The organism is Staphylococcus simiae, assembly GCF_002902085.1.
GTDB classification, from domain to species: domain Bacteria; phylum Bacillota; class Bacilli; order Staphylococcales; family Staphylococcaceae; genus Staphylococcus; species Staphylococcus simiae.
The window spans coordinates 7,848-33,255 of sequence record NZ_PPQR01000070.1; the positions used below are offsets into that span (position 1 = coordinate 7,848).

28 protein-coding genes and 1 riboswitch are annotated in these 25,408 nt (G+C 31.6%); of the genes, 4 read left to right on the forward strand and 24 right to left on the reverse strand.

Annotated features, from left to right (window positions below; translation table 11 throughout):
- Positions 1-532: 532 nt before the first annotated feature.
- The 10 genes from CD113_RS08630 to CD113_RS08675 form a co-directional block, all read right to left on the reverse strand.
- Entirely contained in the window at positions 533-898 is a 366-nt protein-coding gene (locus CD113_RS08630; protein WP_002465156.1) for a type II toxin-antitoxin system PemK/MazF family toxin, read from the reverse strand.
- The gene (mazE, locus tag CD113_RS08635) at positions 895-1,065 is read right to left on the reverse strand and encodes a type II toxin-antitoxin system antitoxin MazE (protein WP_002465155.1); all 171 of its coding nucleotides are present in this window, start codon (positions 1,063-1,065) and stop codon (positions 895-897) included. Before mazE ends, CD113_RS08630 begins: the two co-directional genes overlap by 4 nt.
- Positions 1,066-1,149: 84 nt before the next feature.
- Entirely contained in the window at positions 1,150-2,298 is a 1,149-nt protein-coding gene (alr, locus tag CD113_RS08640; protein ID WP_002465154.1) for an alanine racemase, read from the reverse strand.
- Positions 2,299-2,361: 63 nt separating this feature from the next.
- Positions 2,362-2,718, reverse strand: a complete 357-nt coding sequence (gene acpS, locus CD113_RS08645) for a holo-ACP synthase (RefSeq protein WP_002465153.1) — start codon at positions 2,716-2,718, stop codon at positions 2,362-2,364.
- Between the two features lie 47 nt (positions 2,719-2,765).
- The gene (locus CD113_RS08650; RefSeq protein ID WP_002465152.1) at positions 2,766-3,239 is read right to left on the reverse strand and encodes a PH domain-containing protein; all 474 of its coding nucleotides are present in this window, start codon (positions 3,237-3,239) and stop codon (positions 2,766-2,768) included.
- The gene (locus tag CD113_RS08655; RefSeq protein WP_002465151.1) at positions 3,226-4,782 is read right to left on the reverse strand and encodes a PH domain-containing protein; all 1,557 of its coding nucleotides are present in this window, start codon (positions 4,780-4,782) and stop codon (positions 3,226-3,228) included. Before CD113_RS08655 ends, CD113_RS08650 begins: the two co-directional genes overlap by 14 nt.
- A complete protein-coding gene (locus tag CD113_RS08660; RefSeq protein WP_002465150.1) occupies positions 4,775-5,254 on the reverse strand; it encodes a PH domain-containing protein in 480 nt (159 codons plus the stop codon). The genes CD113_RS08655 and CD113_RS08660 overlap by 8 nt, the downstream gene beginning before the upstream one ends.
- Before the next feature lie 810 nt (positions 5,255-6,064).
- Entirely contained in the window at positions 6,065-7,588 is a 1,524-nt protein-coding gene (cshA, locus tag CD113_RS08665; RefSeq protein WP_002464835.1) for a degradosome RNA helicase CshA, read from the reverse strand.
- A 512-nt stretch (positions 7,589-8,100) separates the two neighbouring features.
- On the reverse strand, positions 8,101-9,459 hold the full coding sequence (locus CD113_RS08670; protein WP_002464834.1) for a UDP-N-acetylmuramoyl-tripeptide--D-alanyl-D-alanine ligase: 1,359 nt from the start codon (positions 9,457-9,459) through the stop codon (positions 8,101-8,103).
- Between the two features lie 14 nt (positions 9,460-9,473).
- On the reverse strand, positions 9,474-10,544 hold the full coding sequence (locus CD113_RS08675) for a D-alanine--D-alanine ligase (protein WP_002464833.1): 1,071 nt from the start codon (positions 10,542-10,544) through the stop codon (positions 9,474-9,476).
- A gap of 316 nt (positions 10,545-10,860) precedes the next feature.
- On the opposite strand from CD113_RS08675, the gene CD113_RS08680 reads away from it, so the two are divergent.
- Positions 10,861-12,060: an FtsW/RodA/SpoVE family cell cycle protein gene (locus CD113_RS08680; RefSeq protein ID WP_002464832.1), complete on the forward strand. Its 1,200-nt coding sequence runs from the start codon at positions 10,861-10,863 to the stop codon at positions 12,058-12,060.
- Positions 12,061-12,320: 260 nt separating this feature from the next.
- On the opposite strand, the gene CD113_RS08685 is transcribed toward CD113_RS08680, so the two are convergent.
- From CD113_RS08685 to csoR, 3 genes are all read right to left on the reverse strand, one after another.
- Complete coding sequence (locus CD113_RS08685) at positions 12,321-12,458, reverse strand: Lmo0850 family protein (RefSeq protein WP_000828354.1); 138 nt, start codon at positions 12,456-12,458, stop codon at positions 12,321-12,323.
- A gap of 122 nt (positions 12,459-12,580) precedes the next feature.
- Positions 12,581-12,790, reverse strand: a complete 210-nt coding sequence (gene csoZ, locus CD113_RS08690; protein WP_002464831.1) for a putative copper chaperone CsoZ — start codon at positions 12,788-12,790, stop codon at positions 12,581-12,583.
- Positions 12,791-12,800: 10 nt separating this feature from the next.
- Entirely contained in the window at positions 12,801-13,094 is a 294-nt protein-coding gene (csoR, locus tag CD113_RS08695; RefSeq protein ID WP_002464830.1) for a copper-sensing transcriptional repressor CsoR, read from the reverse strand.
- A gap of 180 nt (positions 13,095-13,274) precedes the next feature.
- Between csoR and cls the strand changes: the two genes are divergently transcribed.
- Both cls and CD113_RS08705 read left to right on the forward strand, forming a co-directional pair.
- Positions 13,275-14,759: a cardiolipin synthase gene (gene cls / locus CD113_RS08700; protein WP_002464829.1), complete on the forward strand. Its 1,485-nt coding sequence runs from the start codon at positions 13,275-13,277 to the stop codon at positions 14,757-14,759.
- 24 nt (positions 14,760-14,783) lie between these two features.
- Complete coding sequence (locus tag CD113_RS08705; protein WP_002464828.1) at positions 14,784-15,434, forward strand: HD domain-containing protein; 651 nt, start codon at positions 14,784-14,786, stop codon at positions 15,432-15,434.
- Positions 15,435-15,594: 160 nt separating this feature from the next.
- Here CD113_RS08705 and yidC read toward each other — a convergent pair whose 3' ends face one another.
- The 7 genes from yidC to CD113_RS08740 all read right to left on the reverse strand — a co-directional run bounded on the left by yidC (position 15,595) and on the right by CD113_RS08740 (position 21,692).
- Positions 15,595-16,461 carry a membrane protein insertase YidC gene (gene yidC / locus CD113_RS08710; RefSeq protein ID WP_002464827.1) on the reverse strand — a complete coding sequence of 289 codons (867 nt, stop codon included), beginning with the start codon at positions 16,459-16,461 and terminating at the stop codon, positions 15,595-15,597.
- 85 nt (positions 16,462-16,546) lie between these two features.
- Positions 16,547-17,191, reverse strand: a complete 645-nt coding sequence (gene thiE / locus CD113_RS08715) for a thiamine phosphate synthase (protein ID WP_002464826.1) — start codon at positions 17,189-17,191, stop codon at positions 16,547-16,549.
- On the reverse strand, positions 17,188-17,982 hold the full coding sequence (thiM, locus tag CD113_RS08720; protein ID WP_002464825.1) for a hydroxyethylthiazole kinase: 795 nt from the start codon (positions 17,980-17,982) through the stop codon (positions 17,188-17,190). The genes thiE and thiM overlap by 4 nt, the downstream gene beginning before the upstream one ends.
- Entirely contained in the window at positions 17,969-18,796 is an 828-nt protein-coding gene (gene thiD, locus CD113_RS08725; RefSeq protein ID WP_002464824.1) for a bifunctional hydroxymethylpyrimidine kinase/phosphomethylpyrimidine kinase, read from the reverse strand. Before thiD ends, thiM begins: the two co-directional genes overlap by 14 nt.
- The gene (gene tenA, locus CD113_RS08730; protein WP_002464823.1) at positions 18,789-19,478 is read right to left on the reverse strand and encodes a thiaminase II; all 690 of its coding nucleotides are present in this window, start codon (positions 19,476-19,478) and stop codon (positions 18,789-18,791) included. Before tenA ends, thiD begins: the two co-directional genes overlap by 8 nt.
- A gap of 72 nt (positions 19,479-19,550) precedes the next feature.
- Positions 19,551-19,649: riboswitch (TPP riboswitch) on the reverse strand.
- Positions 19,650-19,896: 247 nt separating this feature from the next.
- The gene (locus tag CD113_RS08735) at positions 19,897-20,679 is read right to left on the reverse strand and encodes a transglycosylase family protein (RefSeq protein WP_002464822.1); all 783 of its coding nucleotides are present in this window, start codon (positions 20,677-20,679) and stop codon (positions 19,897-19,899) included.
- A 617-nt stretch (positions 20,680-21,296) separates the two neighbouring features.
- Positions 21,297-21,692 carry a single-stranded DNA-binding protein gene (locus CD113_RS08740; protein ID WP_002464821.1) on the reverse strand — a complete coding sequence of 132 codons (396 nt, stop codon included), beginning with the start codon at positions 21,690-21,692 and terminating at the stop codon, positions 21,297-21,299.
- A gap of 193 nt (positions 21,693-21,885) precedes the next feature.
- Here CD113_RS08740 and CD113_RS08745 point away from each other — a divergent pair, with 193 nt between their 5' ends.
- On the forward strand, positions 21,886-22,326 hold the full coding sequence (locus CD113_RS08745; RefSeq protein ID WP_002464820.1) for a YwpF-like family protein: 441 nt from the start codon (positions 21,886-21,888) through the stop codon (positions 22,324-22,326).
- Positions 22,327-22,378: 52 nt separating this feature from the next.
- Here CD113_RS08745 and fabZ read toward each other — a convergent pair whose 3' ends face one another.
- From fabZ to CD113_RS08765, 4 genes are all read right to left on the reverse strand, one after another.
- The gene (gene fabZ, locus CD113_RS08750; RefSeq protein ID WP_002464819.1) at positions 22,379-22,819 is read right to left on the reverse strand and encodes a 3-hydroxyacyl-ACP dehydratase FabZ; all 441 of its coding nucleotides are present in this window, start codon (positions 22,817-22,819) and stop codon (positions 22,379-22,381) included.
- A gap of 35 nt (positions 22,820-22,854) precedes the next feature.
- On the reverse strand, positions 22,855-24,120 hold the full coding sequence (murA, locus tag CD113_RS08755; protein ID WP_002464818.1) for a UDP-N-acetylglucosamine 1-carboxyvinyltransferase: 1,266 nt from the start codon (positions 24,118-24,120) through the stop codon (positions 22,855-22,857).
- A gap of 118 nt (positions 24,121-24,238) precedes the next feature.
- Positions 24,239-24,472 carry a DUF1146 family protein gene (locus tag CD113_RS08760; RefSeq protein ID WP_002464817.1) on the reverse strand — a complete coding sequence of 78 codons (234 nt, stop codon included), beginning with the start codon at positions 24,470-24,472 and terminating at the stop codon, positions 24,239-24,241.
- Positions 24,473-24,987: 515 nt separating this feature from the next.
- Positions 24,988-25,392 carry a F0F1 ATP synthase subunit epsilon gene (locus tag CD113_RS08765; RefSeq protein WP_002464816.1) on the reverse strand — a complete coding sequence of 135 codons (405 nt, stop codon included), beginning with the start codon at positions 25,390-25,392 and terminating at the stop codon, positions 24,988-24,990.
- Positions 25,393-25,408: the final 16 nt, after the last annotated feature.

A 25,408-nucleotide genomic window follows, 5' to 3' on the forward strand; every position in this document is an offset into this window, starting at 1 on the left:
AACATAGAAAAATATAGTGATTACAATTGATTGCTAACGCAACAATTGCATAAAAGCTACTAAAGATTAAAATCTAAGTTGCTTTAAAGGATTACAGTTATCACTATTTGTGCAACTGCATAGGGACCCAACACAGAAAAATTCTTAGCAAAGAATTTTTACAATAATGTGCAAGTTGGGCAAGAGCTAGTAAAGATTGTAAATCTAACTAGCTCTAAATGTGCAAGCTAGGGTACGAGGCTTGAAAAATTAATTATATATTAGTCCAATTTGTTAGAGAACCGACAATGATTAGTCCACTTTTTTAGAGAATCAAACAGTAAAGTTAAAAAAAACTTTAGGATTGAACACCTAAAGCTAAAAAACTTAAGACATCCATTTATAATAAACACTATATACAAAGCTTATAATGAATAACTACTTTAGCAAAATATCCTTGTTAATTTTGCTGAGATGAGTAAGTTATTTTTATTATAAAATTATTGTCTTCCTAACATTATTTTATTTGTCTTTGAAAAATTCATATAATAAACTACGAAAGTTTATGTTGACTTAAAGTAGTTAATCCTAAGCTTATAATTAAAGCATTATCTACTTCCTTCATTTTACTTTCTGATAAATACGTTAACTTTTCTTTTAATCGTTTCTTATCAAGCGTTCGTATTTGCTCAAGTAAAATAACTGAATCTTTATCAAGTTTATATTTCTTTTTTTCAATTTCTACGTGTGTTGGTATTTTGGCTTTATTTATCCTACCTGTTATTGCCGCCACAATAACAGTAGGACTATATTTATTACCAGTATCATTTTGTATAATGACTACAGGTCTTACTCCCCCTTGTTCAGACCCTTGAACTGGTGATAAATCCGCTAAATAAACATCGCCTCTTTTAATCATTCATTCGACGAGTTAGAAGATAAATATGATTCATTACAATCACATGCTTCGCACTCTATTGGGAAAGCTTCGTTCGCTAGGGAGAGATTTAAATCTGCCATTTGTGAATATCCTTCTTTTAAAGATTGTTCTAAACTATGACTTCTATTTTGGCTAAATGATAACATATGAGAACCTCCATCCGAGTTCAAAAGTTATTAATTGTACTTTAATTACTTTTATGATAACAAATTTTAATAATACTGACTATATTATTTTAATAATTCATTTGTCACATCTATGTCATCACCATCATGATAGACTCTTGGTAATCTTCTTGATAAATTACAAAGTACTTCATAAACAATTGTTTGCTGTTTATGAGCAGCTTGTTCAACAGACTGTTTACTGTCGCGATGATTATCAAATAAAATAACTGAATCACCCGTTTTAACATTTTCAGGTGCTTTAACAATCATTTGATCCATGCAAACTCGACCAATAACTTCGCATTGATGTCCATTTACGTTGACATAACTTCCTTGCATCACTCTCAAGTAACCATCAGCATACCCAATTGGTAAAACTGCTATTTTTGTTGCTGCTGTTGCAGTATAAGTGGCACCATAGCTAACTGATTCACCTGCCAATAAAGATTTAACTTGAACAACATTAGTTACTAGTTGAATACTAGGTCTTAAGTGTACTTTAACATTATCTTTCACATATTCAGATGGATAATATCCATATAAAGCTATTCCCGGTCTGACGGCATTACAAAATTGACCATCCATTAATAATGTTGCTGCTGAATTTTGACAATGTACATATTGAGGCTTTTCAAATTGATTCACCATATCTTTAAATAATTGATATTGTTCAGTCGTATATTCGCCTGGTTCATCGGCGCAAGCAAAATGAGTATATACACCTTCAAAGACAAGTTGTTCTTGTTGAGCAATTATATCAATCACTTCTTGATACTCATCACTCTCTTTAATACCTAGTCTACCCATACCCGTATCTACTTTGACATGTAACCAAAGTTTCTTAATTTGATCACTTGATATGTTCTTAATCATTTCTTTTAACCATTGTTTGGATGGTGCTGTTAATGCTACACGATGCTGAATAGCTTTATCAACGTCTTCTGGTGGAATAACTCCTAACACTAATATTTTTGCAGTGATACCATGCATGCGAAGTTCAATTGCTTCATCTAATGTTGCCACTGCAAAAAATGTTGCCCCATGGTTCATTAAATGCTGTGCTACTTTAACACTACCTAATCCATAAGCGTTGGCTTTAATTACTGCAATAACTGTCTTATTGTGGTGTAACGTGCTAATCGTATTAAAATTTGCAGCTACTGCATTTAAATCTACATTGATATATGCCGAACGGTAATATTTATCTGCCATAATTATTCCTCCTATTATTAATTATTCTATCTTCATCTGCTCAAGTTACTTAATATAGTTTGTTTATTTTTCTATTTCTAATAACACTTGGCTCATTGCGTAATTTTCTGTATGTGTAATACTAACATGTACTTTGTAACCAGGATAAGTAATACATGGTTTCCCTAAGTCATCGTTATAACAATCAATATCATTAAATGAGACTTGTTGTCCTAATCCTGTTCCTAAAGCTTTACTAAAGGCCTCTTTAACTGCAAAACGTCCAGCTAAAAATTCAATTTTACGTTGTTCATTGCTAAATTTATAAAATTTCTGTTGTTCATTTGACGTTAAAATACGTTCTACTAACTTTGGTTGTTTAGCGTACACTTTTTTTATTCTTGCTATTTCTATTAAATCAACACCTATGCCATAAATCATAATATATCCTCTTTTACTAAAAATTGTTTTGGATTATACAATTACATCTAACTTATTGTCCGCTTTTCGTTAATTACTTGTTTTAATATTTGTGCTTGCTTATTTTTAATCAACTCAATATGTGAATTTCCACCAGCTGTTGATAACGTTAATGTTGCTAATTGATAACGTCTCATTAACAAGCCTTCTTTTATATCAATATTTTGAATACGAAAATACGGAATGATATTTTCTTTCACAAAAAAGATACCTCTCCTGATGCGAATTTCATCTTCATCAATAATATAGCGAAAATAATGATAGCGATAATTCGGCATTATCAATAACATAACTATCATTATTAATAGCCATAATATAATACTTAATATTATTACTATCCTATTTGACATGATATGCCAAAGATAACCATTTAGTAAGTTAAAAGCAATTAATACTATCGTTATTAAGGTAACCCATATTAACAACGCACCTAATCTCATTACTTTTTTGGCATTGGGTGCCATAAAATTAATTTCTTTCATGACTTTCACCTCTTTCAAACCAATCTTTAAGTATGAGAACTTGCTTCTCTGTTGCAAACTTCAAACCTATTTTCTTCTTATCTAAACCTTTGGCAATAATCACTTTAAAGTTAATTAAATGACTACGTTTAAGTAGCGGATGTTGAAAGGTGTCAAATCCAATTATTTTATTTCTTTTTAAATAATATGTTCGACGATTGAATAAAGTTATAGTTCGTATAGTTAGTTCATTATTAGTTATTTTTAATCCAGCATTTTTAGTATAAATGATAGCTTTGACAATAAATAATAAAATCACGATTGTTGCCATAGACACTATTAACCATAAAAATTGTGACCAAAAATATAAACAGCATACTGTTACAGCTATAACAACAAGCGTTGGAATTAGAAAATGTCTATGAAACCCTTTCCTTGGCATCCCTGGTACTATCTGCTGAAATTCCATTTCTGGAATTAATTTTTGAATAACTTGATATGCGTGTTTTCTTTTTATAAAAGGAAGAACTATAATATTACCATTGTTATTACCGTCATCATTATCATTATTGATGTTAAAATCACTAGTTATTATAAAATGAATGGCTGTGTACCCAAATATTCTTCTTACATATGATTGCTGCTCAACGATAGCTTGAACTCTTTCTGTTGGAACCGTTATTTTCTTTTTGTTAAAAAGTCCATACGTAATTTTTAATTGCTTGGCATCATATGTAACACAGAAATCAAAGTATCTCATGATATTCAAAATTGTTCCGACAACATAGCTTATAGCGATAATACAAACAACTATCGCTATTATAGTGATAGTTAAAGCATGCGCAATCACTCCAAATGTCTCACCTAGTTTTGACCATGGGATAAAGTTAGAGAATACACCAAATGTAGGTCCGATTGTCGCAAATGCTAAGCCAATGGCACCACTTGTCAGTGACATAAAAAGTAACTGTTTAAATGGCATATGATAAATTTGCTGTTGTAAAAGCTTATCATTGGTATTGTATTTATCTTTGTCTTGGACCCTATCTTTATTAATTTCAATATCAACTTTATCTTGATTTATTTGGTTAACTTCTGTATTTTTACCGTTTAATATTTCTAACTGCAGATGATCGATTTGTTGTTCAATGAGTTCACTTTGTTTTTTAGTAATAACACTCAACTCAATACCATCACTCGGCGTCTTAATTTTAAGTTCAACCCCACCTATCAATTGATTAATAAGTGTTTGTGACGTATCAATTGATTGAATTCGTTCAATATTTAATTCTTTTCTTTCTTTATTAAATAATCCTTTAGTAAGGATAAATTTGTCGTTGTCAATCCAATATCTCGTCGTATATGCTTTAATAATTTGACTGCAATAAGTTATAACAAAAATAGTAAATAACAAGCCAGGCCATATGTATGATTTAGGATTTGAAAAATCAAAATCTTTCAACTGAAAGAATATAAAAACAATAAAAACAAAGAAATTTTGTTTAATGGCTGTAATTAAACCATTTACATATGAAATCGGGTGAAGTTTATTTGGACTAGACATCATCATCCACTCCCCTCAATTGTTTAAAAGTTACTTCTTGAATAATATTCGTTTGTTGTTCATCTAGAATTGGTAAGATGACTTCATGTCCTGCAGTCACAAAGACTATTTGATATAACTTAAACATTCTGCTTATAGGGTTTGTCTTTACTTGAAGATATTGTAATCTTTCTATTTTTGTAGCTTGTATGGTTTCTATAAAGCATTTAGAACGATATTGAATCATATTAGGAGCTACTGAATAAGAAAGACAGCGATACTTATATAATGGCGTAATTATAAGTTGACCTACACTTAATATAAATAATAATAGGAGAACATAAATCAAGTAAGGGTGCCAATCGAAATGTCGCCATAATAAATAAAATATGACATACCATGCCATATCTTGTAAAAATTTAATGATACTAATCACTATATAATATGATAAAGCTGATTTAGGACTTTTCTTAAAAGCGTGTACTGATGACATATTGACAACACTCCTAACTAAAAGATCACAATGTCATTCATTTTTCACTTCTTTTTCTTCACTATTACTTGATATTATAGCATATCTCATACATGTATCTTAAGAGGACAATGATGAACATAGCTTTCATTTTTAGTTCATTCAAACCTTCTAACAACTTATGATGATAAATTTCATTTACTACAACATTTATTGTCGAATATTAAATATAATAGTGTTAAATTTTATTGTAAGGTTTTTCCTAGTCATCGCTGTACTTTCATGAAAACAATGACGCCTTGATGTATCATTATAGTTTTAGTTATAGGCCATCAATAAAAAATCGGTTCTCTAACAAATTGGACTGATACATAATTATTTTTTAAGCCTCGCACCCCAGCCTGCACATTATAGTTAAAATTCTGTTGGCAGAATTTTTCTTTGCTGGGACCCCAATGCCCAACTTGTGCGTTACATTAAAAATTCTATTTATAGAATTTTTCTATGTTGGGGCCCAATGCTCAACTTGCATTTCTTGTAGAAACTGTTTCACAATTTCTCTGTGTTGGGTCCCTACCTCAGGAGTCTCGGCTTGAAAATAATTTATATTTTAAATTATTCACTTTTTATTTATCAGTCCTGAAAAATAGAGAACCTTTATCAGTCCTAAAAATAGAGAACCTTTATCAGTCCTAAAAATAGAGAACCTTTATCAGTCCTAAAAATAGAGAACCTTTATCAGTCCTAAAAATAGAGAACCTTTATCAGTCCTAAAAATAGAGAACCTAAAAAATCTCGGATACATTAGCATCCGAGATTTGAAAATATTATCTATTTTTGATGGTCAGCAAATGTGCGACCTTTCATTGATTTGTTACCGTTCTTATTGTCTTTACGGTCAAATTTTTTGTTAGATTTCTTTTTATTATTTGAATAGCCACCTTTTGAAGGTTTTCTTTTACTATCAAATTTATGGTTTCCACGTTTATTATTTCTTCCACGTGAACCACCATTTTTGCCGCCACGACCTTTACTAGCTAATGGCTTTTCAAAAGTTAACTGAACTTCAACTTCATCATTCGCTTCTACTAATTCTTGTAGTAATGCAGCTACTAAATCAACATCATTATATTCATTTAATAATTCAGTTGCGATGCGTTTTAAACGAGATTCAGTTTCTTTCGCCATCCAGCTTTCAACTTTTTCTTTAATGTCATCTTCACGTGCTTGTAATACTTCTTTACGATGCGGTGGGCGCAATGCTGTCATTCTTCTACCACTAGCATCCTCAATTTGTCTGATATAATCCATCTCAATTGGATTAACGAATGTTACAGCAATCCCTTCTTTACCCGCACGGCCTGTACGTCCAATACGATGAGTATAACTTTCTTTATCTTGTGGGATGTCAAAGTTATAAACATGACTAACACCTGAAATATCCAGTCCTCTTGCTGCTACGTCTGTAGCGACTAAGATATTAATTTGATCATTTTTGAATTTCTTCAAGACTTCTAAACGTTTCGCTTGTGTAATATCACCATGTAAGCCTTCAGCTTTATACCCTTTTGAAATTAACGCACTTGTTAATTCATCAACACGACGTTTAGTACGTCCAAATACGATTGCTAATTCAGGTTGATGAACGTCTAAGAAATTCGTAAATGTTTCAAATTTCTCTAACTCTTTAACAATTGTATAGTATTCTTCGATTTGTGGGTCAGACATTTCATTATTCATTGTCTTAATAATTTTTGGTGATTTCATAAATTGTTGTACTAAAGCTTGGATTGCTTTAGGCATAGTTGCAGAGAACAACATTGTTTGACGTTGTTGTGCTGGAATCTTATCCATAATAAATCTCATATCATCGATGAATCCCATATTCATCATTTCATCCGCTTCATCCAATATTAAGGTATGGATACCGTCTGTTTTTAATGTGCGGCGGTTAAGATGGTCGATGACACGTCCTGGTGTACCAACTACGATTTGTGGCCCTTTTTTCAAGGCTTTAATTTGGCGTTCGATAGGCATTCCACCAAATACAGTAACTACTTGAACATTTTGTCCACGGCTAAATTCTCTTAATTGTTCAGCAACTTGCATTGCTAATTCTCTAGTAGGTGCTAGAATTAAAGATTGAACCCCTTGTTTACCTACTACTTTTTCAATTAAAGGAATTCCGAATGCTCCTGTTTTACCTGTACCGGTTTGAGCTTGTCCAAGGATATCAATTCCTTGTAACGCATAAGGGATACTGTCTTTCTGGATAGGTGTTGGTTCCTTGAATCCCATAGATTCAAGTGTTTGAACCGTATTATCCGAAACCCCTAGTTCTTTAAAATTTTGCAAAATAATTCTCCTTTTTACCTGTTTATTTCTCAATATACTTTTGCATATAAGTTCATTAATATTTCATCAACTTCTTTATAGTACCACCAAAAATTTTTAATCGCAATAAAGCAATTCACGAATATAATGTCAAATTCGCCTTATTTTTTGTCATAATTTTGTCAAAAAGCTAGGGTTTAATTAGATGTAAGCGTTACTTTATATTATCGTTAAACGTTAGAAAAAATATTTTTACACTATCACCGATTTAACTATTATTTCAAATTTAAGTTTTACCTTTGTATCATCATTATCAGAAAAACTGTTTTATTACTATATAACGATGAATTGCTGCTTTTTAACATTGGGGCCCCAGCAAAGAAAAATTCTGGCAACAGAATTTTTACAATAATGTGCAAGCTGGGGTGCGAGGCTTAAAAAATAATTATGTATCAGTCCAATTTGGGAGAGAACCTAAATAAAAGCCCCAGATAAACAATCTAGGACTATAAGTTCATATATAATAATTTTTGTTATTTTAATAAAGCATTAACAATATCTTCTAATTTCATACCTCTTGAGCCTTTAACCAAAATATTATCTTGTGGTTGTAAAAGTTGTTGCAAATCATCAATCAATTGTTGTTTATCATGATAATGTGTTGCACTCGCAACATGATGTTGTCCTGTCTGATGAATAAATTGAGCATCATCCCCATAAGTGAATAGCATATCGATATGTTTATGTTTTAAATATTCTCCGACTTCTTTATGCATCATTTGACTATTAGGACCTAATTCTAGCACATCAGCTAAAATGATAATATTACGCCCATGTAATGCACTTAATGTATCAATTGCAGCTTTCATACTCGTAGGACTTGCATTATAAGCATCATTAATAATTGTAATATTATTAGCTAAAACATGCTGTTCCATTCTCATCCCTGTTAATGTTACATGTTTAATATTGTTATAAATCACATCATATGATAGACCTAACGTTTTACCTACTGCAATAGCAATAGTGGCATTCTTCATATTATGTACACCTAATATAGGTAGTTCATAACTTTCTTCATTATTAATAGTAAAAGCAATACCATTCATTTCTTTATCTTCAATATGACAAACTAAATCATTTTGGTTATTCAAACCGATACTTATACATTTGGCATTAGCTACTTTATCAACATGTGGCTTCAATAGTGGTTCGTCACCATCATAAATAAATGTGCCATTTTTTTTCAATCCAATCGTTATTTCAGCTTTAGCTTGAGCGATGCCTTCTCTCGATCCTAAATCTTGCATATGAGATTCACCGATATTTGTAATAATTGCTATATCTGGTTTAGCTAAATTTGATAATAACTCAATTTCATGGAAACCTGACATCCCCATTTCTAGAATAGAAATTTCAGTATCTTCATTAAGATCTAATATCGTTAATGGTAAACCAATTTCATTATTATAATTACCTTGTGTCTTTTTAACCCTAAATTCTGTATGCAAGACACTTTCTATCATATCCTTAGTTGTTGTCTTGCCATTTGAACCAGTCACTGCAATCACTTTAGGGTCAACATAACGTAAATATGCTTCAGCAAGTTGCTGTAAAGCCGTTAATGTATCTTCGACCCAAATAATTGGTCCTACCACATCATCTGATAATTCAGTTCCTTTTTGATAAAACGATGCACCAGCACCATCATTCAGAGCTTGAGCTACATATTGATGTCCATCGACGTTCTCACCTTTAAAAGGAATAAATAACATATCTTTGGCGATTGCTCTTGAATCAATTGTTACACCATTGATTGCTCTATCTAAAAATTGATTATCTATGTCGCAAGGTATCCATTCTTTTACTTGTTGTAATGTCACATTAATCATAATAACAACCTCAATTAGTCAATTTTATATTTGTTTTTCTGTTTATCTTCATAACGTTCTTTTGCTAGATCAATTAATTTAGTTATCAATTCTGAATATGATAATCCCATATTTTCCCATAATTTAGGATACATACTAAATGCTGTAAATCCAGGCATTGCATTTGTCTCATTAATGTAGATTTGGTTATCTTCAGTAACAAAGAAGTCTGCACGTACTAACCCAGAACAATCTGTTGCTTTAAATGCTTCTAGTGCCATATTACGTAAAGTTAACTGTACATCGTCATCTAATTCTGCTGGAATTTGTAATTGTACATTACCATCTTTATATTTTGATTTATAATCATAAAATGCAACGTCTTTGACCACTTCACCAGGCCATGTTGCTTCAGGATAGTCATTCCCTAAAACTGCTACTTCAATTTCACGTGCATTAACACCTTGTTCGATTACAAGTTTGCGGTCAAATTGAAATGCTTCATCAATACCTTGCTTTAGTTCTTCCTCATTATTACATTTACTAATACCAACACTTGAACCTAAATTGGCTGGTTTAACAAATACTGGATAGGTTAATTTATCGTTAACTAATTTCAAAATATTATGTTGATACTTCTCATATTCAGAACGTAAAAAGCTAATATATGGTAATTGAGGTAGCCCTCTATGTTCAAATAATTGTTTCATTACAAGTTTATCCATTGAACTTGCAGCCGATAATACACCATTACCAACGTATGGTACGTCTAAGACTTCAAATAGTCCTTGGATGGTGCCATCTTCACCGTTTGGTCCGTGTAATAATGGGAAGACAGCTACATACGGTTCACCTGAACTACTTTCTTTAATTAACTTAGAAATTTCGCCACTTTCCCCATTTGCTAATTGTAAATCATCAGTTGATTCAATATGTTCAGTGATATCACTTTGTTTTCGCCATTCTCCATCGTTCGTAATGTATATAATGTCAACGTGATATTTTTCTTTATCAATTGCGTTTAAGACATTTTGTGCAGTTAAAATTGACACTTCATGTTCTGCACTTTTACCACCAAAAACGATACATATATTTTGTTTGGTCATGTTAATTTCCTCCAATGATATATTAATAGCATAGCTATCATATATTAAAATTGATGTGGTTATTAATTATTTTCATTTAATCGACGCATCTTTGAACCTTAATAGTATCATATTTTATTGTTATTTTGCATTTCAAAATAAGCGCTATAATGTGAATATTTACCGTCCCTATCTAATTATGTTACAGTTCTCTTTAAGATTATCAATGTTATTTCGTTATGTATTCTAGTTGTTTTATCATCTGGATATTCTAGCTAATTTAGTAAAAGTCATGTAAAATTAAAATAACTATAAGTGTGGTTAAAAGGAGTAAGAAATGAACTATTCATCTCGTCAGCAACTGGATAAACATTGGTTACGAAAAATAGACTGGATATTAGTAGCAACGATTACAGTATTAGCTATATTTAGTGTATTACTCATTAATTCAGCAATGGGTGGTGGCCAATACAGTGCTAATTTCGGTACAAGACAAATTTTATATTATATATTAGGCACAATATTAGCAGTAATAATTATGCTAATATCACCTAAAAAAATTAAAAATTACACATATATTTTGTATATTATCTTTAATATATTACTTATTGGTTTATTGATAATTCCAGAATCTCCAATTACACCAATCATTAATGGTGCAAAAAGTTGGTATAGTTTTGGTCCAATTAGTATACAACCATCTGAATTTATGAAAATTATACTTATTTTAGTACTTGCTAGGGTTGTAGCTAAACATAATCAATTTACTTTCAATAAGTCATTTCAAAGTGATTTATTGTTATTCTTTAAAATTATCGGTGTGTCTTTAATTCCAAGTATGTTAATCCTATTTCAAAATGATTTAGGTACAACTTTAGTATTAGCAGCAATTATAGGTGGTGTCATGTTAGTTAGTGGTATAACTTGGCGTATACTTGCCCCTATTTTCATCACTGGTATGGTAATAGGTGCTACAGTTATATTAGGCATATTGTATGCTCCTTCACTAATTGAAAAGTTATTAGGTGTTCAAGTTTATCAAATGGGACGTATCAATTCATGGTTAGATCCATACACATACAGTAGTGGTGATGGTTACCATTTAACAGAATCGCTTAAAGCAATTGGCTCTGGACAATTAATTGGTAAAGGATACAACCATGGTGAAGTTTATATTCCTGAAAATCATACTGACTTTATTTTTTCAGTTATTGGTGAAGAAATGGGGTTTTTAGGCGCAGTATTATTAATCTTAGTCTTTTTATTTTTAATCTTCCATTTAATTAGACTCGCTACTAAAACTGAAGATCAATTCAGTAAAATTTTTATTGCTGGTTATGTAACTTTACTTGTATTCCATATTTTACAAAATATTGGTATGACGATTCAGTTACTACCCATCACAGGTATACCATTGCCATTTATCAGTTACGGCGGTAGCTCTTTATGGAGTTTAATGGCTGGTATTGGTGTCATATTATCTATTTATTACCACGAACCAAAAAAATATAAAGACCTATATTATGCTAAATCCTAGTAATTGAAACTTAGACAACATCATATATAATTATTTTTAATCCTAGATAGTCAGCAATTTTGTTGACTATCTAGGATTTTTTCGTTGCAAATTTTAAGTATTAAAGATAAATTGATAGGTTCATGAACACTTTGTACGAGTTGTTTATAAATCGAAAAAAGTGCTAATCATGACGCTCATATTAGGTCATTAATTAGCACTTACAAACTTTTGTATTCAACATAAAAAGTTATTTAATTATATTTCTCATATACAGTCAATTATTTTAATTCATGACTTACCTTATTAGATGCTGGTAGCGTATTAATAATATCTAAACGAGATTTAGTTTTTTTAATATTCACACCTAATGATGACAATAGTTTGACTACATTTTGAATCTTTTCTGGACGTTTCATTATTATCACCTCGTTTGGATAGCTTTCATTAATATCTTACCCCATTCATCCTACCTTTACTACATAATTTACAAATTTTTTAATAAATTTTACATTTTTGCAGTATATTGTATACTTTCCATTTAATAAATAACTTTATAGCCTGCGTCATAGATTTCTTTTTCAATGCTATCAAGATTTGATGGTGTTTCATATTCAACCTCAACACTGCCATCAACGATGTTAACATTAGCTGATTTTACACCTATCATTGCTTTTAGTATTGCAGATACATGTTGTGCCTGTTCTTCTGTTTCAATACCTGCAGTATGAATTACACTATTGTTTATCATATAACGTCTCCTAATCTTTCATTAATTTTTGAAATGTAACTAACAGTTCTTCCATTGCTTCTTCTTGAGCACCTTGATTGACTTTATTCATAATACAACTTTTCATATGCTGCTCTAACAATACTGTTGCAACACTGTTTAAAGCAGATCTAGTAGCCCTAATTTGTGTTAAAACATCATCACAATAGACATCATCTTCTATCATACGATTAATGGCACGTACTTGCCCTTCTATACGATTTAATCTTGATTTCAGATTTGTTTTAATTTGTTCAGAATGATGTGCATTATCTTGTTCTGTCATGATATTCACTCCCTATTCCATTCTTGTTAATAGTATATCGCACAAACTTAGTAGTCAACATGATTCATTTTTTAGTGATTCTATGCTTAATTAACATTACCATGATAATTCATGTACTTCATGATACAATTAATGAGATTTAGTCATTCAATTGTTAATTCAGAATTACGGAGGTTCCTAATGATAGAGTTATTATCCATTTTCTTTAGACACTCGAATATTATTTTAAACGTCATTTTATTAAGTGCATTTATTTTAAATTTAATTTTTGCATTTACTATCATATTTATGGAACGTCGTTCGGCTAACTCTATTTGGGCTTGGTTACTCGTTTTAGTCTTTCTACCTTTATTTGGTTTTATTTTATATTTACTATTAGGTCGACAAATACAGCGCGATCAAATATTCAAACTAGATAAAGCAGATAAGCAAGGTCTTGAACTTATCGTAGATGAACAATTAGTAGCATTACAAAAGAACAATTTTTCCAATTCTAATTATCAAATCGTTAAATTTAAAGAAATGATTCAAATGTTGCTATATAATAATGCAGCCTTTTTAACCACTGATAATGATTTAAAAATATATACAGATGGACAGGATAAATTTGATGATTTAATTCAAGATATTCGTAATGCCACTGATTATATTCATTTTCAATACTATATTATACATAGTGATGACCTTGGCAAAACCTTATTACATGAGCTTTCTCTTAAAGCAGAACAAGGTGTAGAAGTAAAAATATTGTATGATGATATGGGATCTAGAGATTTACGTAAAAAAGATTTAAAAGCCTTTCGTAACAAAGGTGGACACGCAGAAGCTTTCTTTCCGTCTAAACTACCTTTGATTAATTTACGTATGAATAATCGTAACCACCGTAAAATAGTTATTATTGATGGTCAAATTGGTTATGTTGGCGGCTTTAATGTAGGTGATGAATATCTCGGTAAATCTAAAAAATTCGGCTATTGGCGTGATACGCATTTAAGAATCGTTGGAGATGCTGTCAATGCGTTACAATTAAGATTTATTCTTGATTGGAACTCTCAATCTACACGTGACCATTTATCTTATGACGAACGCTACTTCCCAGATGTTAATTCAGGAGGTACCATTGGGATTCAAATTGCTTCAAGCGGACCGGATGAAGATTGGGAGCAAATTAAATATGGCTATCTAAAAATGATTTCATCAGCAAAAAAATCTATATATATCCAGTCTCCATACTTTATTCCCGATCAAGCTTTTTTAGACTCTATTAAAATTGCAGCATTAGGTGGGGTTGATGTCAACATTATGATACCTAATAAACCTGATCATATGTTTGTCTTTTGGGCTACTTTGAAAAATGCAGCTTCTCTTTTAGACGCAGGTGTTAACGTTTATCATTATAATGATGGGTTCTTACATTCTAAAACATTAGTTATTGATGATGAAATTGCTAGTGTCGGTACCGCGAATATGGATCATCGCAGTTTTACTTTAAATTTTGAAGTCAATGCATTCATTTACGATGAACAAGTTGCTCAAAAATTAAAACAGGCTTTCCAAAAAGATTTAACAGTATCCTACCAATTAACTAAAGAACGTTATGCTAAACGTAGTTGGTGGATTAAATTTAAAGAAGGTATTTCTCAATTATTGTCACCTATTTTATAATATTATATTTTTCAAGGAGTATTTATGAATAATCAAGAACGTATTAAATCTGCACAGCAATTTATGGAAAATATACATCAACATGACTTTTCAGGACATGATATTGCGCACGTTTATCGTGTAACTTCATTAGCTGAGTATATTGCTGAACATGAACATGTAGCGCAACCCTTGGTTATCACTTTAGCAGCTCTACTTCATGATACAGTTGACGATAAACTGGTTGACTCAAACATACAGTTACAGTCTTTAACACAATTTTTACAGACACTTGATTTATCACAAGACATGCAACAACATATTTTGCATATTATTCAACATATGAGTTACAACAATGGTCAAAATAATCATGTTACATTATCTATTGAAGGACAAATTGTTAGAGATGCAGATCGACTTGATGCTATAGGAGCCATTGGTATTGCTAGAACATTTCAATTTGCAGGACATTTTAATGAGCCAATGTGGACAGAGCAATTAACTGATGCTGAGATGGCTCATCAAGATGTTAATCAATTGCCACCTTCAGCAATCAAACACTTCTATGAAAAATTATTTAAATTAAAAGATTTAATTCACACTACAACAGCACGTCATATTGCTCAACAACGACATCAATTTATGGCGTCATTTGTTAAACAGTTTTTAACAGAATGGAACCATTCTAAGGATTAGTACACAATAGACATCTTTATTCTTTTTTTAAACTCATTGCCAAATTCGGTTGATAAAATAATGTGAACTTTTTCTTATCAACCGAATTTATTATAAAGCCTAAATAAAAGCACTTAGACAGTTCATCCGTCTAAGTGCTTTTATAATTAATGTCATCATTTTATTTCTTTTTCTTTTTTGACACAACTTGATTGCCTTTGGCTTTCTTTGCTTTACCGTGTTCTCTTTCATACTCTTCAATGAACGGTTGTACTTCTTTTTTAGCAACTTTTTCGTAATGAAGATTTGCAAAGTGAGTTTGTACAACTAAGAATGCGGCACTGACTGACCAATATAAGCCAAGTGCAGATGCTGAACTTAATGAAATCCAAATAATCATAATTGGAGATATAATCATCATCATGTAACCCATTTGACGTTGTTCTTGTGGCATTGTTTTACTAGATACATATGCTTGAACAAAGTATAGGATACCGGCAATAATTGTAATCCAAATATCTGGACGACCAAGATTAAACCATAAGAAATGTGGATACTTAAATAATCCATCTACTAATTGATCTTTTAATACAAAGTATAATCCCATAATGATTGGCATTTGAATTAACATTGGTAAACAACCCATCATGCTCTTCATTGGATTCATATCATATTTTTTATATACTTGCATTAATTCTTGGTTTGCTGCCATTTTTTCTTCTTGCGTACGTGCACGTTTAACTTTTTCTTGAATTGCATCAACTTCAGGTTTAGCAACCTTCATTTTTTGACGCATCATATGACTATTTTTATAGTTTGATAACATGAAAGGTAATAAGATAATACGAATTACTAATACCAAAATAATAATTGCCAAACCATAATTGTCATTTAATAAATGACTTCCTAACCAATCCAATACATTTTTCATTGGATCTACGAATGTATTGTAGAAAAACCCACTACGTTTTTCAGGTTTAGAATAGTCACACCCTGCTAAAAAGACCATAATACCCAAAAACAAAGGTAGTAACGCTTTTTTCTTCATTTTTCCACCTCTATCATCATATTCACATAGGATTTATTCTATCATATTAATGAGTACGTATGAAACAATAAGTGGAAAAATTTAACTAATTATTAAAATAACTTCTAAAATCTTTAACAGTTTGTGTGATGTTGTCACTCTTTGAGATGGCTGAAATAACAGAAATACCATCTGCACCTGCTTTAACAATATTTTGAGTGTTAGCTACTGTAATACCACCTATAGCTACAATTGGCATATGTGAATTGTAACTTTTCAATTTAGTAATCATTGCAGGACCCACTGGTGGATGTGCATCTTTTTTAGAAGGCGTATCATACATCGGTCCTACGCCAATATAATCAACTTCACTCAAGTCAGAATGCTGATATTCTTGTTCATCACTAATACTCAACCCTATAATCTTATCATCAAATCGCTCAATAAATGTTGAAATTGTGTCATCATCTTGGCCAACATGAATACCATCTGCATTAATACGTAGCGCTAACTCTACATCATCATTGACGATAAACGGCACCTTAAATTGATGACACAGGTGCTTCAATTCTAATGCTAAATGTTCTTTATCATCACCTTTTAGTGCTTTATCACCCTTTTCTCTAAATTGAAATAATGTAATGCCCGCTTCAAGTGCTTCTGTTAGGACATTTGTTAACGTGGTATCTTGTCTTACATCTTGTGTTCCACATATAAAATAGACTTGCAACATATTTGGTGAAAATGTCATGATTTAACCTCTTCTTGTTTTAAATTATTTTTATAATGTTCAGTTGTAAAGTGATAAATGGAATCTAGTAATAAAGGTAAAAATGTTCCTGGTCCGGTACAATGTGGGTGATGCTCAGCCATTTCTGCAGCAATATTATATACACTAACGGCTTCTACTAAAGCTTCGCTCGTCGGTTTATCATTTTTTAAAGTAAAACTTGCAATGATGCCTCCTAATAAACACCCTGCTCCAGTAATTTTAGCTAGTAAAGGGCTGCCATTAGATAAACGTATGACTTGGCCATCTTGCACAATGATATCTTCTTGTCCTGTAACTACAATAGCAGTACGATATCGTTCATATGCTTGTTGAGCAATATTTACTGTATCTAATTGACTGTCACTATCAGTCCCTTTCATAGTGGCTGTGTCATCTATAAGTGCCAATATTTCTGATGCATTACCTTTAATGACAGAAACATCAATTTCCTTTAAAAATGTTTGACAAAATTGTTTACGATATGTCGATGCTCCAACTGCTACAGGGTCAAAAACAATTGGTAACCCTACATCATTTGCAATATGTGCAACTTTTAATATATCTTGCTCATTGCTGTTAGTTAGCGTTCCAATATTAATTAATAGTGCACTGGCCACATTATAAAAGTCTTGTGCTTCCTCAGGTGCTTCACTCATTGCAGGACTTGCGCCTAAACTAAGTAAGCCATTTGCTGTAAAATTCTTTACTACATCATTGGTATAGCAAATAACTAAAGGTTGTTCACTTCTAATTTGATTAAGATATTTCATCATCTAACCCCACTTTCTTCATATAAGCAAAATGATTTACGGGACCTCTTCCTTGACCAATTTCTGGCGTATATTGAATACTTAATGAAATGTATTGTTTCGCTTTAGCAACAGCTTGCTCAATTGTTCGCCCTTTGGCAAGTTCTGCTGTGATTACTGCTGAAAATGTACAACCAGTTCCATGTGTATGTTGAGTAGCAAACCTTTCGTTTTCAAAAATTAGTACATTATCTTTAGTAAATAAATAATCTTTGGCGATATCCATATCGGAAGCATGTCCTCCTTTGATAACAACACCCTTACTACCAATGTCATTAATAAATACTTTACCTGCTTGGTATATTTGTTCTTCGCTGTCAATTTTTAAGCCCGTAATTTCTTCCGCTTCAGGCAAATTAGGCGTTACAACATCAGCAAGTGGTAATAATGTATGTTGTAATTTGTTTTTCGTAGTATCGTCCATTAGAGAATCTCCACTTTTAGCTAACATGACTGGATCAATGACATAAGGTATATCTGGATATGTCAATAAATATTGACGTATGACTTGCATAGTTTCATGAGTGGCAATCATGCCTGTTTTAATTGCATGTGGCAATTCGTCTATAAAGACGCTCGTTAATTGTTCTTCAACCCAAGAAGATTCTAAGTTATGTATATGTTGAACACCTAAAGTATTTTGGGCAACTATACTCGTTATCACGCCCATACCATAGACACCACAGGAATGAAATGATTTAAGATCTGCCATAACACCGGCACCACCTGTTGGATCCGTTCCAGCAATGGTTAAAGCTATTTTGGGTTTATTCATCATTTTGTCCTCCAAATCCCCATTGTTCGAGTGTATCAGCCATATTAAAGAAGTTTCGTTCATGGATACAACTTTCTAAAAATACACGTTTAACTTGTTCAATATCTGTACGCGATAGTGTTTGGCTTAAACGATCTATCAATTGATCAAATATGTCAATAATGTCATCCATTTCTGTACTATAAAATTCAAACCATTGTGCAGTCTGACTTTCCCTATTTAAATGTTTATCTTGTAATGCCCTTTTAGCAATTTCAGCATATATGTAAGGACAAGGTGCCATCGCTACAATTGTGTATACAGCATTTTCACGACTATAAGCTTGAAAATACATATGTTTTATATAATGATCCCCACTTGGCGGCCATACTTTTTGTTGAATAATATCTTCATATAGTTCACCAATAAACTGAGCCAAAATATCGTGTGCAGCAACTTCACCATCAACCATAAACTCAATTTGTTCTACTAAAAATTTAACATCTGTCATACTTGGCATTTTTGGTATTAATAAGGCATACAAATTAGTAAATTCTTTTAAGTAAGCTGCATCTGCTTGTAAATAATGACGCAACACTGCTGGACTAATTTCTCCCGTCAATAACTTTTGAACGAAGTTATCGTGATAAATATCATCAATGATTGGTTGTGCTAATTGTTTCAAATCTTGAGATAGTGTCAATGTTTATTCCTCCAATAAAAAAACTACTTCCAACAATTAGGAAGTAGTTATATGACAAAAAGACAGAATCGAATCTACCATCAACTACTTTCCTACGTTGGTATTAACCAAATCAGGTCATAAGGGTCTGATTACATCATCTCAGCCTAAATAGCTCCCCTAGTAGTATTTTATTTAATTTTAATGATGACTTAATTTTAGCAAACGTTTTCAATCTTTTCAAATATTGCAATTATTGATAAGAACAGTCTTTATATTTTTCTTCTTAATATATAATTCAGTAACAAATTGGAATGATGGTTAGGATTGCCATGCAGCGTTGTAAGTTGTAACGTCACGTGCACATTAAATTGTTTATTAATATACCTGGTAACAAAGAAAAAGTGATTGGACTTATCCAACCACTTCGTTATTTAAATTATGCAGTTACCCAATGACCAGGGCCGCCTGTGTTATATAATTTTACAGCTGCAGCATCTTGAACATGTTCTGGTGCTTTTGCTGGTGATACACCTTTATATGCTGCAGGTGCTACTGAATCCCAAGTTGATTGTAAGAATTGATATTTACCTGCCGCACCTGAACTTGGATTAATAGCATGAATGTTGCCACCAGATTCACGTTGTGCGATTTGTTGTAAATGACTGTTTACATTTACTGATGAACCACTGTCAGCTTTTGAATCATTTGAACTTGCTTGACTAGATTGTTGTTGCGTTGCTTGTTGTGTATTATTTGATGATTGCACTGATTGTTGTTGTGATGAACCTTGTTGTTGTGTGTCATTGACAGCTGTAGTTTGAGGTTCATTTATTTGTGATGTTTGTGGTGCTGAAACTTGTTGTGGTTGTGCGCTATTTGCTTGTTGCGTCGCAGACACTTGTGAAGGTGCAGTTTCATTTGTTGCTGTTGTTGCTTGTGCACTTACGTCAGCATTTGCTGCACCAGTTGCATGATATTCCCAACTAAAGTGCGTACCATCAGATTCAAAATGATAAGTAAATCCTTCATAGTCAAAAGTATAATTATAAGCGCCAGCTTCAATTGGATTTTCATTCAATGATTGATCATTTGATTGTGCCATCTGAGCTAAAGCTGCTTTATTCAAGTCTGCCTCGCTTGCATGTGCGTCATGACCAGCATTTCCAGCCACTACGCCTAAACCAACTGCTAATGATGAAGCAATTAATGTTTTTTTCATTATATAAAATCCTCCTGTGATTGCTTTGTTTTCTTTAAAAATTCTACAATGCATACCATAACATCTGTGATTTTATAGTAGGTTACAGTGAAATAAAAAAATAACCCCGAATTTTACACTGCATTTACAATAGATTTAAAGTTTGTACTGTTAAATATGACTTATACATTTGGCTATGAAAGTATTTTTTATAAAACATTTATTTTTGTTATGTAACATTCTTGAAATATTGTATGTATTTCACCTAAAAAATTACACAATCAAGTCGAAGTAGAACAGAAAGCAACATGTTATAAAATAGTTCTATTGTTCTACCTCGACTGAGAATGCATAGAATTAGTAGTGGGACATAAATAAATTTTTCAAATTCATTCATCTTGGCAAGACTATCTAAACTTATAAAACAATGATTTATCAACATGGTTTAATCCAGTCCATTACTGTCAATTGTAGCATATTAAGTATAAAATGCTTTCTGTCCCACTATGAGTATCACTGCCAAATTCATTATTAATCTTTAAAATGAATTAAATAATAGCAGCAACTTTATTGAGTATAATTGAAGTGAGTTAAGTTAAATTAGGATGATTTAAATGATTTAAGGTGGATTGGGAATATTAAATTTCTAGAAAGTCAGGATTGTCTATATTATTGGAGTTAATATCATAAGCATTATCTGAAAGAATTTCATTATTTTTAGATTTAGGGGACATAAATTTAATCGTTTCAACATATAATTCAGTTACAAAATGTGTTTGTTCATCTTTGACATATTTTCGTGAGCGCATTTGGCCGGTTATGCCGACTAATGAACCTTGGTTTGTATATTTTTCAATATTTACTGCCAATTTACCAAAAGCTTTACAAAAAATATAATCACTTACAAACTCATCGTTTTCGTCTTTATAATTTCTTTGAGTTGCAACACAAAATGTTGCTATTTTACTACCCTCCTTGTCGAATATTTGTACATCTTTGGTTAGTCTTCCGACTATGACGATTTTGTTTAACATATCGTGTGTTAATCACCTCCTTATCAAACATATTAAATACTTTCTTTTATAAGGTCAAAATAGCAATTTTACAAATATTGATAGCTTTAACACCTAAAAATTTGTTATATTTAAAGAAATTAATGATATTTTAGCTTCATTTTTCATGAATTTTTTAAAAATCATATAAATAAAACAATTTGGATGTGAAAATATGAAAACTTTTAAAGCCGTACGATTTCAGATTGTCAATGAACATGGCGGAATTATTGAATATGAACTAGAAGATGGTGTCATAATTAATAAAGAGCGTAGTGGTACTGGATGGCTGTTAGAAATTGTTATTTCAAATGAACATATAGATACCTTTAAAACATATCAACAAAACGATCAATTATTAGATATACGCGTTGTTATCACTAGACCATCTAATGATCCTGCTCTCTTTGAAGCTTCTGTTAAAAGTATACGAAATTTTACAACAACGATGTCTATTGTTTTTGAGTGTCATATCTACACTTTACGTCAACAATATGCTGAAGGTTTATTAGAACAATTAATTGATGATGGTTTATCTGGGGAAGAACTAAAAGTCACTTTTAATCGTATGATGCAGTCAAAACCAAAACTAAAAGAAGAAAAAATCGAACCATAAGTAAAAATTTAAAATTTTCCACAAAAAAAGAAGGAGCTTCGGCTCCTTCTTGTTATTTTACATCTTGTATAGCGAACGTTAATTCACAACTACAAGCTAATTGACCATCTACAGTTGCTTTGGCACTACCTTTGCCTATTGGTCCTTTAATTTTGGTAATTTCAACTTCTAATGTTAATGTGTCTCCAGGTACAACTTGTCGTTTAAAGCGACATTTATCTATGCCTGCAAATAAAGCAATCTTACCTTTATTTTCTTCGCTATTCAAAATAGCAACTGCACCTGTTTGCGCAAGTGCTTCAGTAATTAACACACCTGGCATAACTGCATAATCAGGAAAATGACCTTGGAAAAATGGTTCATTACCTGAAACTTGTTTAATAGCAACACAGCGTGTACCTTCTTCATACTCAACAACTTTATCAATTAATAAAAATGGTTGTCTATGAGGTATAATTTGTTTAATTTGGTTATAATCAAAAATTGTTTCCATTTTAAAAATGCCTCCATTAATTGAACTATGTTTGATTAATCGTTAATTCTGACGATATCTGCACCTAATTGCTTTAATTTACCATGTAAATCTACATAGCCTCTGTCTAAATGTTTTAATTCAGTAACTTGTGTTGTACCATCAGCAACTAAACCAGCTAATATTAATGCAGCCGCTGCTCTTAAATCCGTTGCTTTAACTTGAGCACCTTGTAAACTACTTTTACCTTCAATTTTTGCACTACGACCTTCAACATTAATATTAGCATTCATACGTTTAAATTCAGCGACATGCATGAAGCGATTTTCAAATACAGTTTCAGTAACAACTTTATGACCATTAGCTGTTAATAATAATGCCATCATTTGAGATTGCATATCTGTTGGGAAACCAGGATGTGGTAAAGTTTTAATATCAACTGGTTGTAGTTCATCATCTGCTGTAACACGAATTGCGTCTTCTAAGTATTCAAGTTGAACACCCATTTCTTCTAATTTATAAACTAAACTAGCCATATGTTCTTTGATCGCACCGTGAACTAATACATCACCACGCGTAATTGCACCTGCAATTAATAGCGTTCCTGCTTCAATTCTATCTGGAATAATCGCATGCTCAACACCAACTAATCTATCGACACCATTTATCGTAATCGTATCAGTTCCTGCTCCAGTTATACGACCACCCATTTCGTTAATATAATTAGCTAAATCAACGATTTCTGGCTCTTTAGCGGCATTTTCAATGACTGTTTTACCATTAGCTAAAGAAGCTGCCATAATTAAATTTTGAGTTGCTCCAACACTTGGGAAGTCCAAATGAATAGAGGTACCTTTTAGTCCATTTTTAGCATTAGCATAAATATTACCATTTTCAAGGTGAATATCTGCACCAAGTGCTTCAAAGCCTTTAATGTGTTGTTCAATAGGTCTACTGCCAATCGCACAACCACCTGGTAAAGCAACAATAGCGTGACCTAATCTTGCAAGTAATGGGCCCATAACTAAGATACTTGCGCGCATTTTACTTACATATTCATATGGTGCTTCTTCATTTAATGTACTTGTTGCATCAACAATAACGGCATTTTCTTCTTTTTTATATGTTACATCCGCATTTAACGTTGACAGCACATTGTTGATCGTTTCTACGTCACTTAAAGCTGGAACATTAACTAATTTACTAGGTTTATCAGAAGCCAATAATGAAGCTGTTAGTATTGGAAGAACAGCATTTTTAGCACCTTCAACTTTAACTTCACCTGTTAATCTATGTCCACCTTTAATTACTATTTTATCCATCATTTATCCTCCACTTATAACTCCTATTACTTTTACATTTCCCTAATTTAAATTCTATATAATTATTCGATTATTATTTAATTATAGCTATTTTTAATAATAAATAATAGAGTCTACTTTATTTTATTAAATATTTCACTTGCGTTGAGTATTGTAACAAATCTACAATAAAATTGCTTACTGCAGTACCTAACAATATTGCAATAAAAATCATACATACTTGCAATTGTAATGTATAGCCTTTTTTGAAAAATTGGTCTAATCTTACTGAATGTAAAGCCCAATATGCTATGCATATACATACTACATGTAATACTAAATGGATAACTGCAAATTGACCTAAATAATCCATTAATGTCACCTCTTATGATTACTGTATTACATTGTACATGAAATATTTAAATAATGATATAACATTTATACCCGTTTTTAGATTTCTTAACTTCAAAATTAGCTAAAAATAAATAAGTGAATGGTGAACTGAGCTGACCCAAATTAATGGTAATAAACGTATTAAGCATTATTCATTTAAATTTTGTCCATATTGAGATATTTGTGAGAATGCTATCAAACTAAATTTTCCAAACAACTTAGATTATAATATTCTTTGACAGCACTAATTACGCTTAAAAATACTGATTAAACAATATTTTTCAATCCTGATAGTTACTACTATTCATATCATATTAAGTATAAGATGATTTTGTCCTAGACTTCATTATTTCTTATGTTACCTTTACTCTAAATACCTTGTCTTTCGCTATATTTACATACAGCTATAATAGTTAAATATAGATGTAACGATAAATTTCACTATAACAAAAAAGGTCGAAGATGATCCTTGTCATCTCCGACCTTTTTAATTTGTTATGTTAATTCAGCCACACGCAAACGGTTATTTGCTCTTTGTAAAGCTCTTTCAGCTCTATTAATATCAGTATTATCGTCTTCATTTTCCAAATGAGACTCTGCTCTGGCTTTAGCTAATTTTGCACGTTCAACATCAATTTCTGCAGCAGTTTCAGCAGTTTGTACTATGATAGAAACTTTATGTTGTCTTACTTCTACGAAACCATCGCTAACTGCTACATATTCAGTTCCATTATGGAAGTTTACTTTTACATAGCCAGTTGTTAAAGCAGCTACAGTTGGAATATGTCCACTCATGATACCCATTTCACCAGCTGTTGTTTGCATAACAGTAAGTTCAACGTCATCGCGATCATAAACAGAACCATTAGGAGTGACAATATCTAGGTTTAATGTATTCATTATCCATTCCTCCTAA

What these genes read in the sequence shown, in the direction of transcription:
- murA (WP_002464818.1), bottom strand. Translation starts at nt 24,120, where the DNA reads ATGGATAAAATAGTAATTAAAGGTGGACATAGATTAACAGGTGAAGTT.
- CD113_RS08660 (WP_002465150.1), bottom strand. Translation starts at nt 5,254, where the DNA reads ATGTCATCAGTACACGCTTTTAAGAAAAGTCCTAAATCAGCTTTATCA.
- thiM (WP_002464825.1), bottom strand. Translation starts at nt 17,982, where the DNA reads ATGAAATATCTTAATCAAATTAGAAGTGAACAACCTTTAGTTATTTGC.
- CD113_RS08760 (WP_002464817.1), bottom strand. Translation starts at nt 24,472, where the DNA reads ATGGATTATTTAGGTCAATTTGCAGTTATCCATTTAGTATTACATGTA.
- alr (WP_002465154.1), bottom strand. Translation starts at nt 2,298, where the DNA reads ATGGCAGATAAATATTACCGTTCGGCATATATCAATGTAGATTTAAAT.
- CD113_RS08650 (WP_002465152.1), bottom strand. Translation starts at nt 3,239, where the DNA reads ATGAAAGAAATTAATTTTATGGCACCCAATGCCAAAAAAGTAATGAGA.
- csoR (WP_002464830.1), bottom strand. Translation starts at nt 13,094, where the DNA reads ATGACAGAACAAGATAATGCACATCATTCTGAACAAATTAAAACAAAT.
- CD113_RS08630 (WP_002465156.1), bottom strand. Translation starts at nt 898, where the DNA reads ATGATTAAAAGAGGCGATGTTTATTTAGCGGATTTATCACCAGTTCAA.
- CD113_RS08745 (WP_002464820.1), top strand. Translation starts at nt 21,886, where the DNA reads ATGAAAACTTTTAAAGCCGTACGATTTCAGATTGTCAATGAACATGGC.
- csoZ (WP_002464831.1), bottom strand. Translation starts at nt 12,790, where the DNA reads ATGATAAACAATAGTGTAATTCATACTGCAGGTATTGAAACAGAAGAA.
- CD113_RS08705 (WP_002464828.1), top strand. Translation starts at nt 14,784, where the DNA reads ATGAATAATCAAGAACGTATTAAATCTGCACAGCAATTTATGGAAAAT.
- CD113_RS08670 (WP_002464834.1), bottom strand. Translation starts at nt 9,459, where the DNA reads ATGATTAATGTGACATTACAACAAGTAAAAGAATGGATACCTTGCGAC.
- CD113_RS08735 (WP_002464822.1), bottom strand. Translation starts at nt 20,679, where the DNA reads ATGAAAAAAACATTAATTGCTTCATCATTAGCAGTTGGTTTAGGCGTA.
- fabZ (WP_002464819.1), bottom strand. Translation starts at nt 22,819, where the DNA reads ATGGAAACAATTTTTGATTATAACCAAATTAAACAAATTATACCTCAT.
- CD113_RS08740 (WP_002464821.1), bottom strand. Translation starts at nt 21,692, where the DNA reads ATGTTAAACAAAATCGTCATAGTCGGAAGACTAACCAAAGATGTACAA.
- thiE (WP_002464826.1), bottom strand. Translation starts at nt 17,191, where the DNA reads ATGACATTTTCACCAAATATGTTGCAAGTCTATTTTATATGTGGAACA.
- cls (WP_002464829.1), top strand. Translation starts at nt 13,275, where the DNA reads ATGATAGAGTTATTATCCATTTTCTTTAGACACTCGAATATTATTTTA.
- mazE (WP_002465155.1), bottom strand. Translation starts at nt 1,065, where the DNA reads ATGTTATCATTTAGCCAAAATAGAAGTCATAGTTTAGAACAATCTTTA.
- CD113_RS08685 (WP_000828354.1), bottom strand. Translation starts at nt 12,458, where the DNA reads ATGAAACGTCCAGAAAAGATTCAAAATGTAGTCAAACTATTGTCATCA.
- CD113_RS08675 (WP_002464833.1), bottom strand. Translation starts at nt 10,544, where the DNA reads ATGACCAAACAAAATATATGTATCGTTTTTGGTGGTAAAAGTGCAGAA.
- yidC (WP_002464827.1), bottom strand. Translation starts at nt 16,461, where the DNA reads ATGAAGAAAAAAGCGTTACTACCTTTGTTTTTGGGTATTATGGTCTTT.
- thiD (WP_002464824.1), bottom strand. Translation starts at nt 18,796, where the DNA reads ATGAATAAACCCAAAATAGCTTTAACCATTGCTGGAACGGATCCAACA.
- CD113_RS08680 (WP_002464832.1), top strand. Translation starts at nt 10,861, where the DNA reads ATGAACTATTCATCTCGTCAGCAACTGGATAAACATTGGTTACGAAAA.
- CD113_RS08655 (WP_002465151.1), bottom strand. Translation starts at nt 4,782, where the DNA reads ATGTCTAGTCCAAATAAACTTCACCCGATTTCATATGTAAATGGTTTA.
- CD113_RS08765 (WP_002464816.1), bottom strand. Translation starts at nt 25,392, where the DNA reads ATGAATACATTAAACCTAGATATTGTCACTCCTAATGGTTCTGTTTAT.
- acpS (WP_002465153.1), bottom strand. Translation starts at nt 2,718, where the DNA reads ATGATTTATGGCATAGGTGTTGATTTAATAGAAATAGCAAGAATAAAA.